Here is a 16,702-nt window from a genome sequence, read left to right as displayed (position 1 = left end):
CGTAAATTTTGTAAATTGAAGTCGAACCCCACCCAAGGCAAGCCGCCTGTCGCGATCGCCCGGGGGGTCGAGGCGATCGTTTGAACTGCTATTGTTCCCTAAAATGGCGACGGGCTGAGGCGGTGAAATGGCGATCGCTAGAGTTGAGGGAAATCACGGCGCTTTCGATTATTTTAGGAAAAAATTAAGTATCGGGACGGTTGGCTCCCCAAATCCGAGCGCGATTGCTTTCGATCGCCGGGCAATTGTGCGATCGCGACGGTCCGAGGAGACCGCAGGCGATCGGGCAAAATGGCACCAATCCGACCGAGAATTAGTTAAAAAAATCGGAATTCCCCTTGTCTTTCGTTCGTTTAACCGACCTTTTGGGAATGATATCGATAAGGACATCCTTGGGTAACGCCAGTGGCCAATTGAAAGCCGAATGATTTACTGAGACTTTAAGGAAAAGAAAAGTAACTTTGGCAACACTTCAAGGGATTTCTACTGCAATTTCCCTCAAGCGCTCTTAAATCCTCTAATCTAGGGAATAAGTGTACTGTGATTTGAATTGCCATGTGGGAAGCCAATATTGGTTTGGCATCTACGTTAACCGACTAATGAGCTGTCAAACAGCTTTCGCACAATCCGGGTGAAGTTTAATGAGCTATTGTGTCAATCCCGACTGTCCCAATCCGAATAACTCCGACCGGGCCACGCGCTGTCAGGGCTGCGGTTCCAAACTCCTACTTCGCGATCGCTATCGCATTGTCGAAGCATTAGGTCAAGGGGGTTTTGGAGCCACCTTTATCGCGATGGACCAAGCCTTACCGGGGAAACCGATTTGCGTGATCAAGCAATTACGCCCCGCTTCGACCTCGCCCAACGTTCTCGATATGGCTCGGAAATTATTCAAACGAGAAGCCGAAACCCTGGGCAGAATTGGCGATCATCCACAAGTTCCTCGCCTGCTCGATTATTTTGAAAGTGACAATCAATTTTATCTCGTTCAAGAATATGTCAGTGGCAAAACCTTAAAACAAGAAGTTAAGAAACAGGGAACCTTTAGCGAACAGCAAGTTCGGGAATTTCTCGAACAAATTTTGCCATTGGTGAAATACTTGCACGATAACGAAGTCATTCACCGCGATATTAAACCCGCGAATATCATCCGACGAGACATCGATCGCAAGCTCGTGTTGATTGACTTTGGAGCGGTCAAAGATAAAGTCAGTCAGACCGCAATGCTCAATGCGAACTCTACCGGAGATACGATCTTCACCTCCTTCGCGATCGGCACCCCCGGCTTCGCCCCTCAAGAACAAATGGCACAACGTCCGGTGTACGCTAGCGATATTTACGCCGTCGGCGCCACCTGCCTCTACTTACTCACCGGAAAATCTCCCAAGCACTTCGGCTACGATCCGATGAGCGGGGAACTGATCTGGCGCCCCCACGTTTACGTGAGCGATCGCCTCGCCGCCCTACTCGATCGAATGCTCGCCGCCTCGGTGCGCGATCGCTTCGGCAACGCCGAACAAGCCTTGCGCGAACTGCACCGCCAACTGTCCGACGACGACCTCTCCGGCAGCCTCAGCAGTCAAGGACGAGGGCGATCGTCCTCTACGGACGAACAAACCGAACTCGACGAAGGGGGCAGTTCCGCTTGGGTCTCTCCCGTGGTCAGCCAAGTGCAGCTACTGCGGGCCCGCAAAGGCAAAAAACCGCGCCCCGGTCAACGCGACCCGCGCACCGAACTCAATCGCGGCCAGACGATCGCCAATTCCGACCCGACGGGAATGCGAACTCAAACCCTGTTCCGTCAAGGCTCCTCGAACCCAGAAAAACTCGACGCCTCGGGAGTTCGCCTCGCCTACACCAAGGGGCGCCGGGATTTTGCCGACAGCGATTTAGTCGGACTCAACCTCGCCAAAGCCAACCTCTCGGGGTCGAACTTCTACGACGCCAAAATGAATCGGATCAACTTGCAAGAAGCCAATCTCTTTAACGCGAACTTCGGTCGCGCTTCCCTGCTTCAAGCCAACCTCAGAGATGCCAATCTCAGTAAAGCCTATCTGGTCAATGCCAACCTCGCCGGGGCCGACTTGCGCGGCGCCGACTTGAGTAACGCCTCGTTGATGAACGCCAACCTACACAAAACCAATCTTTGCGGCGCCAACCTCACCGGGGCGCGCATTGCCGACAGCCAATTGGCAATGGCCCGCACCAACTGGCGCACGATCAAGCCCAACGGGAAAGGTGGTTTGTTCGGCTAGAGTGCCTCGACCCCTCGCGGGCGATCGCGCGCTGCGCCCAGCTAGTAGAATGAGTCAGGCCGATCTATTTCTAAGTCTTTCAAGTCAATGCGGATCTCATTAAACTGGTTGCGGGAACTGGTAGACATCACGATGTCCCCCGAAGAGTTGGCGCATACGCTGACCATGGCTGGGTTTGAAGTCGAAGAGATTGAAGACCGCCGCCGTTGGGCCGATGGCGTCGTCGTCGGTAAAGTCGTCACCTGCGATCGCCACCCGGATGCCGATAAACTGAGCGTCTGTCAAGTCGATGTCGGTGCTGGAGACCTCCTCAACATCGTTTGCGGCGCCCCCAACGTCAAAGCCGGGATTTACGTCCCCGTCGCCACCGTCGGCACCTATCTGCCCACGATCGACCTCAAAATTAAAAAAGCCAAACTGCGCGGCGTCCCCTCCACCGGGATGATTTGCTCTCTCGCCGAAGTCGGTCTGGCTAAAGAATCCGCCGGAATTCATATTTTCTCAGGGGATCCCCTCGAAGTCGGCAGCGATGCCCGTCCCCTGTTGGGTCTCGATGACGTGATTCTCGATCTGACCTCCACCGCCAACCGCGCCGACGCCCTCAGTATGGTCGGCGTTGCCCGGGAAGTGGTCGCCTTGACCGGGGCGCCGTTGCGATTGCCCGCCGTGGACGATCGCGCCTTCCCGACGGGTGACGAGTCGCTGACGGTAGAGGTGAGCGAATTTCAAGCCTGTCCGGCGTATATCGGAACGGCGATCGCCTCGGTGAAGATCGGCCCGTCTCCCGCCTGGTTACAGCAACGCCTCGAAGCCGCCGGAGTCCGCCCGATTAACAATGTCGTAGACGTGACCAACTACGTCTTACTCGAATGGGGCCAACCCCTGCACGCCTTCGATCGCGCCAAATTAGAGCAGGTCGCAGGGGGCGACACCCTCACCATTGGCGTCCGTTTCGCCCGCGCCGACGAGTCTTTAAAAACTCTCGACGGACAACAGCGCACCCTCAAACCCGAATCTCTGGTGATTACCGCCAACGATGCGGCGGTGGCCCTCGCCGGGGTGATGGGTGGCGAAGAGACTGAAGTAGACGAGAACACCGAGAATTTAGTCTTGGAAGCGGCGTTATTCGATTCGGCGGCGATTCGGCGATCGGCGCGCAGTCAGGGCCTGCGAAGCGAGTCCTCGGCGCGCTACGAACGCGGGGTCAACCAGGCGGAATTGGAAATGGCTTGCCGTCGGGCGATCGCCCTGATCGAAGAACTGGCGGGGGGTGAAGTCCTCGCCCAAGCACAGGCGGACGCGCGTGGCGATCGCACTCAGTGGAGTCGGGCGATCGCCCTACGCCTCGATCGCGTCAACCACGTCCTCGGTCCGATCCGCCAAGGGGACGGCACGGGACAACTGGATGGAGACACCGTAGAGCGCATTTTAACCGCCCTCGGCTGTACCTTAGAAACAGACGGCAATTCCCAAACTTGGACCGTCACCGTTCCGCCGTACCGCGCCCGGGATTTGGAACGGGAAATCGACTTAATCGAAGAAATCGCCCGTCTCTACGGTTACGATAACTTTTGTGCGACCCTGCCGAGTCAAAGTGCCTGCGGCGATTTGACTGTTCCCCAACAAGTCCTGCGCGAACTGCGCGCCGCCTTGCGCGCCGCCGGATTGACCGAGTTGATGCACTATTCCCTCGTCAAAGCCACCGACGAGACCCAAATTGCCCTGCACAATCCCTTATTTGTGGAGTATTCCGCCTTGCGAACCGAGATGCTGTCCGCAATGGTGGATGCATTTGTCTACAACTTAGAACAAGGGAACGGCCCCCTCAACGGCTTTGAAATCGGACGGGTGTTCTGGAAAGGTGAGGAAGGATCTCACGAAAAAGAGGCGATCGCCGGGATGATGGGCGGCGATCCGAGTCGCGGTCGCTGGGTACGCGGCGGACGCGAACGGGGGATGAGTTGGTACGAAGCTAAGGGGATGTTAGAAAGTGCGTGCGATCGCCTCGGACTCGCCCTCGACTATCGTCCGTTCAATCAAGGCGATCGGGGTTTGCATCCCTTGTTTGCCGAATATTGTCAAACTCACTTGCATCCGGGACGCACTGCCTCGATTTGGTTGTGGGGCAAGGCGATCGGCGTGTTCGGACAACTGCACCCGCAAGTGAGGCAAGACCGAGATTTACCCGAGGAAGTGTATGTCTTCCAAATGGATTTAGACCCGATCGTGCAAGCGTTGAGCAAGCAAATCGGCGGTCAGAAATTCGTCGCCTTCTCCCCCTATCCCGCTTCCGGTCGCGATTTGGCCTTTTTCTCTCCGGTAGAGTTGTCGGTGGCCCAATTGGCTAAAGTGATGCAAAAAGCGGGCGGTTCTTTACTCGAATCGGTGGATTTGTTCGACGAATATCGCGGTCAAAATGTCCCGGAAGGACAGCGCAGTTTGGCGTTTCGTTTGATTTACCGGGGCGGCGATCGGACTTTAACCGATGAAGAGGTCGAAAAGACTCATCAAAAGGTACGCGATCTGTTGGTGAAACAGTTTGAGGTCAGTTTGAGAAGTTAGGGAAAGATTCCCTTGAGATCCGAGCAAGTGGCGGGCATTTTGCCCGTCCTCACCTTTTCTCAATTCGCCGAGAGAAACCTTTTCTTGTTCTCGGGTTGTTTGAAGTAAAAATAAATATTAAAATGCCAAAATATGTGATGTGGGGCAGCTACTGCGATCGTGTTTTTCAAAAAAGAGAACCGTTTCGCCAAGCTCATTTAGCCGGAATCAAACAACAGAAACAAGCGGGATTAATCGTCACCATCGGTTCTACCGCCGATCTGAGTAAAGTGTTTGCGATTTACGACGCCCCCGATGAGGAAACCGTTCGGCGGGCGATCGAGTCCGATCCCTATTGGCAACATGGAATCTGGACAGAATACGAAGTTAAAGAGTGGATTCAGGCATTTTAATCGAGATTTCTTTTGAATCCATAAGATGCCTATTCTCAAACCTCTCATTCCCATGTGAGGGGGAGTTCATCTACCGAATTCAGACTTGATTTACTTGAAAAGTGGCTTCAATTTCTATCTTCTTATACTCCTAATTCATTAAGCACTGCTATAGCCTATGAAATAAAATTCTTCACATATTGTTTAATCGCAGGCTGTAGTGTTAAACCTGCTGATTTTTCCAATAAATTTCGTCTAGTTAAAGATTGAATTGCTTTTAAGAAGTCGCGATCGGCTAAAAGTTCTGGAGGTTTCTGGCTAATGTTTACAGCCTGGTCTTGGTTTGCTAACCAATGAATCAGGATTTTCTCGGATTCACAGAGGCGTTGATAATGTTGTTTGAGGATGGGTTCTAAGTCTCCTAAAAATAGGGTGGGATAAGAGAGAAATTCTCGAACGCTACCATTAAATAAATCGACAATAGTGGAGGCGACGATCTTCAACCATAAAGGGTTACCGTTGTAAAGTTGGATAAGTTCCGACCATTTTTTTGGGTCTTTGAGTTTTCTGTCGCTGAAAATTTGGGTGGCTAATTTACCTAAACCCGCTACTTGTCAGGGTAAGAGCATCTCAATCAGGCTTGACAAAAAGCTTTGAGAACAGTAGTCGTGTAGCTGACTGCCTGACACATCTTTTCTAATTGACAGTATGACCAGGTTTACAAACAATGGAGCGAACTCGATCAAACCAGATGTGGTCATAATAGTGATGCTTGGCTTTGAGGGAGGCGAAACAAGGTTGAGGGTCATTGGGTAACAACGCAACGCAAGGCAGCAAAGTCCGTCCTTTATGAATTACCCCTCGCAGCCAGCGGAGTCCAATTTTGAGATAGCTTATACCACGTCGCCAATGCGGATCTACCTGTTGCCTGAAGCCAGCGATCTGCACCGCCATGCCTTGGGAGGTAGCAAACAGCAAGGCAATAGCAGCGACCAGATAAAGGCGTTCAAGGGCGGCAGCAGAGCGCAAGCGTGAGTCTTCTAACTCAAAAGCACCCGACTTGCTATCCAAAAATAATTCCTCTACCTGAAACCTTTTGGCATACTGCCAGAGTGTCTGCAAGCTCGGAGGTTCATCAGTGACCACTGCCCAAGATTCTTTAGCTCCCTGTACCGTTGCAATGACTAAGTTACAGCGATGCTCGCCGTCAAGCCACAAGCCCACATTTTGATAAAGTCTGGCTTCGCCGAGGGGAGGATAAAGCGTCCCAACCTTCAAAGGATAACGTCTTGTGGTGTGGATCAAGACATCACAGGGTAATCGCAGACAGTAATGCCAGTGGCTGTGCCGTAACCATTTCATTAATTCATGATTGGCAAAGCCTCGGTCGGCTAAGAGCATCACATCCTGATGATGCCGCAACAGCCATCGAGCACGGCGCAAAACCGGTTGGTACTCCTCAAAGGCAACAGTGGCACTGCCATGTTCTAGGACTCGCCACAACAAGGGAACCGCCCGTCCACAGCACACTACCGACAGGTGAATCATGCAAAAGCGCTCCCACAAAACCGTCGTATCCAAGGCTAAATACAATCGCTGTTGCTTCCATCCACTCAGAGCCGCTAGCACCAACGGTAAGTAAATCGCCATCACGCGAATGCGGTTATTGTCCATAAATCGTTGCCAGCGCCGCTCCGTACTTTGCGCTTTCTTCGCTCGACTCAACACATATGGCTCCCATGCAGCCAGATTCAATTCTCCGCTATAGAGCAAGGCACTCACCATCCATGCCAGCGCTTTTAAGTGGCGCCAATCGCAGACGCGGCTATGTTGACTTAATTGATTGAATAGTTGACCATACAAATGGGTAGAGGTTCTCATGTGTTTAGGCTGTTGTGTGGTAACTCTAGCTTCTCATGATTCTCTACCCTCTTCGCTCATGTCCTCGTGCTTCTTGGCTTTCACCTACTTCTGTCAGGCAGTCAGGTCGTGTAGTCATTATTCATCGCGGCTCGTTTCTGTTTCTGTCGCAAAGCCGAAGAGTGGTTTCTTGACGAAGAACATTCAAAGCCCAGCGCCGGAGTAAAGATAAATTGTGAGGACTATGACCGGAACGAATCCGACAGGAATCTTCATTAAAAGTCACATCTAAAACCCAATGAACTTGGTTCTCAATTCCCCAGTGCTGTCGAATAATCTTGCCTAAAAGGGAAGCATTAGCTGGAAGAGAAGACAGATAAAACTGAACTTCCCGAGTCGTTTTATTCGAGAGATGACGAATTCGTTCGACCACAACAATTGTTTGAAGTCCGCACCATTGTTCTTGATGATGAAGATGGGTAAATTGGGAAACGGGAATCGCCCAAACTCGTCGTTTCTCAACCCGATGATGTCCTTTTTCAAGGCGTTGTTCGTAGCTCACTTCACTGGAGTTGCTCGGAGATTTTCTTAAGGATTCAAACTCTTCTTCAATTTGGGTGTAAAGGGTGGAATGATTCTTTTTTAAGGCGAGGACATAATCAGCTTTTTGGGCTTGAATTTGTTGAACAATTTTAACTTGAGTCCCTAGAGCATCAATCGTGACGACAGCTCCTTGAAGATCTAATAACTTTAACAAAGTGGGAATTGCCGGAATTTCGTTGGACTTATCCTCTACCTTGACTTGTCCTAAAATTAGTTGTTGTTTCCCCGCCCAAGCGGTCAGTAAACTTAACGCTTTAATCCCCTTTTCTCGGTCATAAGAGCCTCGCAGACATTTCCCATCTATCGAGACGACTTCTCCCACTAAAGACCCCATAATACTTTGAAATCATCGGGCTAATATTCGCTCTAACTCCAGGGGGTTTATTCGTTCAAAAACTCGCCGGAACGTATCATCAGAAGGAATGCCATTGGGTAAGGCTAAGAACTCTTTTAACCAAACATATTTGCTCAGCCCGTAATTTTCCATGTCTTCCCATCCTTCCGCACCCGCAATAACGGCTAAAATCGCGATCGCTAAAATATCTTTCAATAAATGTTTTTGAGTTCGGGGTGAGCGAGGGTCTTTAATTTCTTCCACATAACTCAATAAATTGTCTTGTACTTCAGAGATAGAGGGGATGGATTGAAGTTGACTCCTGGTCTTTTTGTTTTTCGCTTCAACCGTGGGGGCAAAACCTTTAGCCATGATCTTGAATTCAAAACACTCTCAATTTCGATGCATCTCGATCTTAACCAAATTTATTTAACCTAGCCTTATGGACATTTTATTTTTTTGTCAAGTAAATTGGCTACAAAATTAGATGAATTTCCCCTGGATATCCGCTTACCAGAAGCGCAAGTCACGAGAGCGAGATCGCTATTGCAGGGGCGCGATCTCCACCAAACCTTTTGGAGCATCTGAACTCAATTGACAATCAGCAGAGGTAACATAATCAAACCCAGAGATAACCAGCGATAAATGGTACAACAAATGATGATTCAATAGCATTCAATAAAGGTGACATGAGACAGCCAATGAGTAATTTGTGATGAAACCACTTTCTAGATTTTAATAAAATATCTTTTTGAATAATCGGCTGACTTTAAAGATAAATCTTTTTAAGAATTGGATGAAAATCCAGAAGATAACTGCGCTCGCAATAAACCCAATTGACACTCCCACACTAATCAATGCTGATACTGAAGGGGCTACCCAAGGTTCTGGAACTCCTAATTTTAGTAAAGTAGACCACACTGGATCGGTGGTCACATCAATAACGTAGCGGTCGTTATAAGCGGTGGGGAAATGGCCGGAAATTGAAGCAAAGAGGGCACCTAATGCCAATCCAATCCCAACCACACCTACAATGGCTTGAAAATTGCGATCGCGCTGCGCTTGGTCGAGTTCTGTAATTCCTCGAATTGAATTGATTAAATCTTCTAGAAGCGTTAGTCCAGGGCTGAGACTGTCATAATCTTTCTGAATCTGTAACAAATATTTATCTTGTACGTCATTCCTGAATTTCTCTAAAAAAGTGAAATCACAGGAAAGTTGCCAGTTTACCAATAGACCTACTATAGCATTGAGTTCAGGGCTGTCCAGTTGCGAAACTAAAGCTTGGAGAGGGGGATAGCCTGTGCTGGAACGTAAGGCTTCTGCGGATTTATTTTGTGTATTTTCTTGAATGGTTTTCAGTCGGCGTTGGTAATTGAGTAAATTAATTTCGATTGTGCGAATTTGGTCGGCAAACTCGTTTAAATCGATTGCATATCTGGACAAAGTGCTTTGAGCGTCAAACAAGCTCTTTTGAAGCTCTGACAGGTTGAGGCTCGGTTCAGTTTGCTGTTTCACTAAATCAATACATCTTTTGATTTTTTTATAACTAATTTTTAACTGTTGCTTAAGATATCGACTCTGACCATACGCCCACAAAATTTTGTGCCGATAGCAAAAGAGTCGAAGCCAACTAAAGTTTAATTGTGCGGCTTGCTTGGCGGCTCGACCGTTGGGATATAATGCAATAATAATGTGATGGGATTGCTGAAGATTTTGAATGGTGGGTAGATTGGAACGCTCGGCGAGGCGATCGCGCCTGGAACGCTTAGCAGGGACTTCGTGGAGAAGGGTTTTATACTGCACTAATTCAAATACCATCCCTCCCATAAAATAGCCTTCTCCTTGCAAATCCCGTTCCCAATCAAATTCATTTTGAGGATCTATCTGCTGGGTTAGTTGCTGGTAACAGGCTTTGGCTATCTCTTTAATATTTTTGGCCGAGGGTTCTGGAACATGAGCTAGTAGCATCCAGGTTTGTCCTAGCGTTCCTTCTTTGACTCCTTTAGATGCAGTCAGCTTTTCGTCAATTTTAGATTTAAGTTGGGGAAGAATTGTATTGATTTCATGAATTTGGGGCGTTTCCTGGAAGGAACAGGCGACTAGCAGACCGTAAGTATCATTTAACCGCACGGGATAATAATATCCTTCGTAAGGTCGATCGCTGTCGGGAAATCGCTTGATTGGAGGCTGCTGAGGAGCGAGTAGCTCATGGTATTCGGTTTCCAGGATAGTATCTCGCTCTAGGATTGAAGGAGTTTCTTGAAATTTGGAGGCAAATATTTCTTGGTTTTTTTTCAGTTCTCGCTCGTCTTCTCCTAAGCCCTCTCGCAAGTCATAGACAAAATAAAATAGATTGGGATAGATGAGTTGGTTCATTGGGAGTTACGAGACTTGAAGAAGGCGAGAATGCGTTGACTTAAGCTGAGTTTGCCGAGAGGAATTTCTGGGTCGGATGTTTTGAGAACGTTTGTCACTACGTTAAGAATTTCATTGCTGACGCGATCCGGTTGTCCCTCAAAATAAGCTCGCTTCACCACTTTCCCCTCGGAGGGAAGTGCTTGTTGTAACTCTTCTTCAGTGGGGAGCAGTTCTGGTGGAATGTTACCTTGGAAGTTTTCTAATTGCGTGAGAGCCGCTTGGTAACATTGTTGGAAAGAGGCATTACTCTCGAAAGCCTCCAGCAGCTTTTGAGTGGCAGATTCCCACTTTTTGGGGTGCATAGTTAGCCGTTGACCTGTTTTTTTTAAGGTCGCTTGCTCATCGGCACTGAGCGGGGTTTCTAAATTCTCTAGTGCCAGCAAGATCGCAAGTAAGGTTTCGTTTGCTGATTTTGCCACGATCCTATGTTAGGTGTAACTTTATATGTCAATATAGAATAACTCAGTTTTACCTCTAGCTCAACTATGACTCGCGATGCACTGGTGGTGGGCATTAATAACTATCTGGAGTTGACGGATTTGCCGAAACCCGCACGGGATGCCGAAGCGGTTGCTCAACTTCTGGAAAAGTATGGGGATTTTCGCGTGCGACGATTGCCGGAAGCCAGTATAAACGGCAAGCTATGCGTAGATCGCGATGGCGAGCTTTCTTGCGAGGAGTTGAAGAAGGCGATCGCTAATCTCTTCAACCCCGAAGGAGAAGCCCCTGAAACCGCGTTGCTGTTTTTTGCCGGTCATGGGTTACGCGAAAGTAGCGGCGGTATTACTGAAGGCTTTTTGGCAACCAGTGACTCCGATCCCAGTGTAGGATTTCGGGGTCTGTCGCTGCAATGGTTGCGTCGCTTGTTGCAGCAGAAAAATACGGTCAGGCAGCAAATTATCTGGCTGGACTGCTGCCACAGTGGGGAGTTGCATAATTTTGATGAAGCCGATCCAGGGAGTTTGGGCAAAGGAAAAGATCGGTGTTTTATTGCTGCCTGTCGTCCTTTTGAGTCAGCTTATGAGTCGTTAAGTGGCGAGCATGGGGTTTTGACTGAGTTTCTGTTGCAGGGACTCGACCCCAATAACTATGCTGATGGGGTGGTGACAAATAATCACCTGACAGATTTTATTAAAGAGAAATTTAAAGGAGTCCCTCAAGCGCCGATTTATAGCAACCCTGGGGATCCGATTATCCTGACCAGCAGAAAGTTGGAGTCGGTTAAGCCGGTTCGGGAAGGAATTTGTCCTTATCGGGGGTTGAGGTATTTTGATTTTAAGCAAGAAGATGCTGAATATTTTTATGGGCGTACCAGTGACATCAACGATGCGATCGCCAAAATTCGCAGTCACAATTTTCTGGCAGTTCTCGGACCTTCTGGCAGTGGCAAGTCTTCCCTGGTTCGAGCGGGGTTGTTGTATCAGCTTAAATTAGGGCAAAAGTTTTCTGAGGATCGCTGGGGGTCGAGCGATCGCTGGAAAATTTACCCTCCTTTCACCCCAGGAGAACAAGATAGCAGTCCCCTGCAAAACTTAGCTCGGGTATTTGTGGATGCAGAACCGGAACTCTCCCCAGTTGAACGTGCGACTCAGCTTAAAAACGCTGAGGAGTTGATTTTCTCAGGCGCGGAAGGCTTAAAGCGTCTGATCGAAGCAACTCCAGCGCCTCGTGTTGTCTTGACGATCGACCAATTTGAGGAAATTTTTACTCTCTGTGAAGATGACTCGGAACGGCAAAAGTTTTTTCAGTGCCTCTTGGGAGCGTTAGAGCAAAGTAATGGCAAGCTTTGTTTGGTGTTGGTGATGAGGACTGATTTTTTGGGGAAATGTGTGGAACAAGAGCATTCCGGTCTGGCAGACTATATGGCCAAGGAAGAACATAAGCTGACTCTGAGAACCATGACCGCACAAGATTTGCACGAGGCAATTAGTAAACCCGCGCAGCAAGTGGGACTGGAAGTGGACGCGGGACTGATTAAACAAATGGTTGAGGACGTGCAAGGTTCTCCGGGAAGTTTACCGCTTTTGCAATATACCCTGACCGAACTCTGGGATCAAAAAACAGTCAGTCGGTTGACCCTTTCGGAATATAACCGTTTGGAGGGAATCAAGGGAGCGCTGAAAAAGCAAGCAGATGAAGTTTTTCAAGAGTTTTCTGAAGCGGAACAGAAAGTCGCCAAGCGCATTTTCTTGGAACTGACCCAGTTGGGAGAAGGGACGGACGATACTCGCCGACGGGTGCTGAAAAATGAACTGATTACTACGGAATATACCGAAGAACTGGTCGATCGCGCGATCGAAAAATTAGTCAAAGCGCGGTTAGTGGTGACTGATGAATTGCAACCACGAGGAGAAACCGGAAAAGTAACCGTCATTGATGTGGCCCATGAATCCCTCATCCGTCACTGGCCCCAGTTGAAAAGCTGGCTGGAAGAAAGCCGAGAAATGTTGCGAAATCAGCGGCGAATTGAAGTTGAGGCTCGGCAATGGGTGGATGGTGGAAAATCTCATCAACCCGGAGATTTGCTCGGTGGCAGTCGTCTAGTTTTAGCAGAAGAGTTTTGGCAACAATACCCTGGAGAACTGTCATCGGATGCGGTTGATTTAATTCAATTGAGTCAAGAAGCTCGCCAACTCGCTGAAGATGAACAAAAAGAAGCTCAACTGGCTTTGGAGAGAGAAAGGCAGGAGAAAGAGATTGCACAAGAAAGGGCTGAACTAGAAAGACAGCAAAGAGAACAAGAAAGACAACGGGCTGAAAATGAGCAAAGAGAAGCTCAACTGGCTTTGGAGAGAGAAAGGCAGGAGAAAGAGATTGCACAAGAAAGGGCTGAACTAGAAAGACAGCAAAGAGAACAAGAAAGACAACGGGCTGAAAATGAGCAAAAAGAAGCTCAACTGGCTTTGGAGAGAGAAAGGCAGGAGAAAGAAACTGCACAACAAAAAGCTGAACTAGAAGAAAAACGTAAAAAAACAGCGCAAGAAGAAGCGAAAATTCTGGCCGATGCTAACCATTTTCTTGAAGATGCTAACCATGTTCTTGAAGATGCTAATCAGAAAGCAAAGCGCACAATTAAAATCGGGACTATAATCGGGTCGGGCGTTCTGCTGACCAGTTTTGTTTTTTCTGGGATATTTTTAGCTTCGGCAAGGATCGCCAGTGACAAACAACGGGAAGCAGAGGAAGGAACCAGACTCGAACAAGCGGGAGTCAGTGCCCTGCGACAATTGCGATCGGGCGAACTAGAGGCATTGCTTTCAGCCATGCAAAGCGGTCAGCGATTGCGGGAAATCGTGAAAGACGATCGCCTCCCGCAAGATTATCCAGCAGCTAGTCCCATCTTGGCGTTACAGAAAATTCTCGATACCATTTACGAGCGCGATCGATTTGATGCGAATGGAGAAGAGGTCAAAGCTGCCAGTTTCAGTCCTAATGGAGAAACCGTTGCCACCGCAGGACGGGATGGAATTGTGCGAATTTGGAGCCTTTCAGGAACAGAGCGAACAAAACCAGTTAAACTCCAAGGTCATCTGGGCGGTGTGTTAGGCGGCATCAATGATATCAGTTTTAGTGCCGATGGCCAGAAAATTGTCAGTGCCGGGGGAGATAGTACCGTGCGACTCTGGGATACTTCCGGCAAACAACTGGCAAAAATGGCACACGAAACCGTAGTTAATGCGGTGAGTTTCAGTCCCGACGGCCATTTTGCCTCTGGGGATGACTTTGGTGTAGTGAAGTTGTGGGATATGTCGGCAGGGGAGAAGGCCAAATTTGACCATCCGGGAGGAGTGAGTCAGATTAGTTTTAGCCCGAATGGGGAAAAAATAGCGACGGCAGGGAAAGATGGCACGGTTCGACTGTGGAATTTGTCTGGAAAGCAGGTCAGTCAATTTAAAGCACACGGACAGCGGGTGTTTGACGTGACCTTTAGCCCCGATGGTCAGCAGTTGGCAACAGCGGGGGACGATAATACTGCTCGCATTTGGGATTTGTCTGGTAAAGAAGTGCAACAGCTTGAGGGACATCAAGGCTGGGTAATTGCCGTGAGTTTTAGCCCCGACGGTCAGCGGTTGGCAACCGCAGGAGATGATGGGACGGTGCGGCTGTGGGAAAACTCCGGTCGGGAAATTGCCCGGTTGCAAGGTCATCGCGGAACCGTGTGGCAAGCGAATTTTAGCCCCGATGGCCGATATTTGGTCAGTGCGGGACGGGATGGCACCTCTCGTTTATGGGATATGTCCGCACGGACAGGGGTAGGGGTGCAGTTTTCCGGTCATCAAGAGGATGTGAACAGTGTCAGTTTCAGTCCCGACGGACAGCGCATTATTGGGTCCGGAGATGAGGGAGTTGTCCGCATTTGGGATTTGTCCGGGGAACAAGTGGCGCAGTGGACGGCGAATTCTCGTGGCGCAGTCTGGAGTGTGAGTTACAGTCCCGATGGTAAAACGATTGCCACGGCAGGATATGAGAATACGGTGCGGCTTTGGGATAGTTCGGGACAACCCCAGGGACAGTTAAAAGGTCACGAGTCTTGGGTGAATAGTGTCAGTTTTAGTCCCGACGGTCAGTTAATTGTGACTTCCGGGGCAGACAAGACGGCGCGATTGTGGAATTTGTCGGGAGAATTGCTGGCAACCCTCAAAGGACATGAAGCGGTGGTGGGTAAAGTGGCGTTTAGTCCCGATGGGCAGCGGATTGTGAGTACGGACTGGGACGGGAAAATTAAGCTGTGGGATATATCCGGTGAGTTGCAGCAAGAATGGCAGGGACATCAGGGGCAAATCCGCAGTGTCAGTTTTAGCCCCGATGGCCAGCAATTGGTGACGGCAGATAATAATAGTATGGTGCGGCTGTGGGATATGTCGGGTCGGCAACAAGTTGAGTTTTTCAGCTACCAGAGTGGGATTAATGCGGTGAGGTTTAGCCCCGATGGGTTGTATATTGCTACTGGGGGGATGGATGGAACGGTGCGAATTTGGGATTTACAGGGGCGGCAAGTGGCTGAGTTTGCCAATCAGTCAGGGGCAGTGTGGGGTCTGAGTTTTAGTCCCGATGGGCAGTCGATTATAGCTGGAGGAGATGCAGGGAGTTTGCAGTTATGGCAAGTTCCAGGGTTGGATGAGTTGTTGGTAGCGGGGTGTGAGTGGCTGGAAGGGTATCTGGCAAATGCTTCTCAGGCTTCACAGGTTAGAGAATTTTGTCAGGAGTAGATTTTACCTTTGTTGTTCGTCTGGAGTCTAATCAGGTATTTTCAAATCAGTTCAATTACAACTTATGAAAAACACTCTTATTTTTGGAATAGCTCAACTTTTTATTGCCATCTTACTTTCTGGGTGCAACTTTAATGGGATTTTGAGTTCTGGTGAAAATCAGGTTAACACTGACGTATCTGATGAGCATGAATTGTCTTTTTCTAATTTCGCGTTAGAAATTTGCGGTGATTTACTCCCCAAAGATTCTCAAGCCTACCCAATCACCGTTCATCGAGTGTATGTCAAAGATTATTCAAAATTTAATCTGATTAAATCTGAAGTATGCAAAAATGCTGTCAGTCCAAAAAGTAGTGCTGGCAATAGAATTCCAGAAATATATCATGTGGTGTACTTTACCGATTTAGAGCGAGCAAATCAGATGGCAGAGTTGATCCAACGAGATTTTGGTACTGCATCGGTGGAAATACCAATAACTATAAAGAAAAAACCTCCTTCTTTTTCTAGCGTAGCAGAAGCTTCTCAACTCATTAACTCTGAACAGTTTTCAGAATTCATCAATTTTTTAGAACAGAATCCTAAAAATATAGAGCTAAATGCGATCGTTCCTACCTACATTCCTCCTGGATTCAAAATAAATGATTTAGTATTTACTATCAATGATTCGCATATTTACTATCGTGTTTCATACGGTAATTCATTAGGCTCCTGTTTTAAAGTTTCTGGTACGTCAATGAGAGGTGGCGCTGGTGTTGGAGACATTGAAACTCTTGAAGTTTACGCACCAGCTTTAGGAGACGTTACTATTATGTATGCCAAATCTGATAGAGAAAACCAGCCCCCTTGGATGAGTATAGAACCAATCCAAAAAAGTGGAATAATTCCGACCAAAATTTTATATAGTTTTGGTTCAGTCCTTAAGCAAGAGAATCCAGGTTGTACGACTACACTCAGCATGAATGAGGCTGCGAAAGTCGTTGAATCTTTGCAGTATCTAAATCATCCCTTAAGACGTGGCGATTTTGGGCTGAGTGGCACCACATCCGGCGAAAATCCCACTCAATAAGCAAATCATTAGCATTTTTT

General features: G+C 48.5%; 8 protein-coding genes and 2 pseudogenes. 5 read left to right on the top strand and 5 right to left on the bottom strand.

What is annotated here, in order from left to right; all coding sequences use genetic code 11:
- Positions 1–641 precede the first annotated feature (641 nt).
- The 3 genes from JJD41_RS13260 to JJD41_RS13250 all read left to right on the top strand — a co-directional run bounded on the left by JJD41_RS13260 (position 642) and on the right by JJD41_RS13250 (position 5,209).
- Complete coding sequence (locus JJD41_RS13260) at positions 642–2,255, top strand: serine/threonine-protein kinase (protein ID WP_200666612.1); 1,614 nt, start codon at positions 642–644, stop codon at positions 2,253–2,255.
- Positions 2,256–2,342: 87 nt separating this feature from the next.
- A complete protein-coding gene (gene pheT / locus JJD41_RS13255; RefSeq protein ID WP_200666610.1) occupies positions 2,343–4,817 on the top strand; it encodes a phenylalanine--tRNA ligase subunit beta in 2,475 nt (824 codons plus the stop codon).
- Between the two features lie 122 nt (positions 4,818–4,939).
- Positions 4,940–5,209, top strand: coding sequence for a YciI family protein (locus tag JJD41_RS13250; RefSeq protein ID WP_200666608.1), 270 nt, complete (start codon positions 4,940–4,942; stop codon positions 5,207–5,209).
- Positions 5,210–5,364: 155 nt separating this feature from the next.
- Here JJD41_RS13250 and JJD41_RS13245 read toward each other — a convergent pair.
- The 5 genes and pseudogenes from JJD41_RS13245 to JJD41_RS13225 all read right to left on the bottom strand — a co-directional run.
- Positions 5,365–5,802: pseudogene (locus JJD41_RS13245) on the bottom strand (AAA family ATPase); the annotation flags it as partial.
- An 82-nt stretch (positions 5,803–5,884) separates the two neighbouring features.
- Positions 5,885–7,069: a transposase gene (locus JJD41_RS24815; protein ID WP_234488498.1), complete on the bottom strand. Its 1,185-nt coding sequence runs from the start codon at positions 7,067–7,069 to the stop codon at positions 5,885–5,887.
- 101 nt (positions 7,070–7,170) lie between these two features.
- Positions 7,171–8,357: pseudogene (locus JJD41_RS13235) on the bottom strand (ISAs1 family transposase).
- Between the two features lie 363 nt (positions 8,358–8,720).
- The gene (locus JJD41_RS13230) at positions 8,721–10,364 is read right to left on the bottom strand and encodes a hypothetical protein (RefSeq protein WP_200666606.1); all 1,644 of its coding nucleotides are present in this window, start codon (positions 10,362–10,364) and stop codon (positions 8,721–8,723) included.
- Positions 10,361–10,825, bottom strand: coding sequence for a hypothetical protein (locus JJD41_RS13225; protein ID WP_200666604.1), 465 nt, complete (start codon positions 10,823–10,825; stop codon positions 10,361–10,363). The genes JJD41_RS13230 and JJD41_RS13225 overlap by 4 nt, the downstream gene beginning before the upstream one ends.
- Positions 10,826–10,891: 66 nt before the next feature.
- Between JJD41_RS13225 and JJD41_RS13220 the strand changes: the two genes are divergently transcribed.
- Both JJD41_RS13220 and JJD41_RS13215 read left to right on the top strand, forming a co-directional pair.
- Positions 10,892–15,616 carry an nSTAND1 domain-containing NTPase gene (locus tag JJD41_RS13220; protein ID WP_200666602.1) on the top strand — a complete coding sequence of 1,575 codons (4,725 nt, stop codon included), beginning with the start codon at positions 10,892–10,894 and terminating at the stop codon, positions 15,614–15,616.
- A 64-nt stretch (positions 15,617–15,680) separates the two neighbouring features.
- On the top strand, positions 15,681–16,682 hold the full coding sequence (locus tag JJD41_RS13215; protein ID WP_200666600.1) for a hypothetical protein: 1,002 nt from the start codon (positions 15,681–15,683) through the stop codon (positions 16,680–16,682).
- Positions 16,683–16,702: the final 20 nt, after the last annotated feature.

The organism is Oxynema mangrovii CENA135 (genome assembly GCF_016632315.1).
GTDB lineage: Bacteria > Cyanobacteriota > Cyanobacteriia > Cyanobacteriales > Laspinemataceae > Oxynema > Oxynema aestuarii.
The sequence above is the reverse complement of the archived record's forward strand: the minus strand, read 5'-3'. Positions and strand labels throughout refer to the sequence as shown.